The sequence below is a fragment of the Bacillus sp. GbtcB10 genome, assembly GCF_019091365.1.
In the GTDB taxonomy this organism is placed as follows: Bacteria; Bacillota; Bacilli; order Bacillales; family Bacillaceae; genus Bacillus; species Bacillus altitudinis.
In genome coordinates, this window is sequence record NZ_JAGXJP010000171.1 from 1 (window position 1) to 268 (window position 268).

Below are 268 nucleotides of genomic sequence, written 5' to 3' on the forward strand. Positions count from 1 at the left end.
CTACAGCTAAACAAAGGACACCGAATAAATCTAAATCTTTTTTTAATCCAACTAATGTACCAGAAATGGCAGCGGGGATATTGCCAAGAAACGTAAATATATCGGTTAATAACATGGCCTTAATCCCTTCCTCTTAAAGATGTTCCAGAGAAAAAATATACACTAAAGTATTGGAAATAACAATTACTTTTCGCTACATGTAGAAAAACGGATAAAATACATAAAGAAAGCGTTTGAAAATGTTTGGAAAATAGCTATAAAGTAATTT

General features: G+C 31.0%; 1 pseudogene. It reads right to left on the reverse strand.

From position 1 onward, the window contains the following. Positions 1-115: pseudogene (locus KVT11_RS20005) on the reverse strand (trimeric intracellular cation channel family protein); the annotation flags it as partial. Between the last annotated feature and the right edge of the window lie 153 nt (positions 116-268).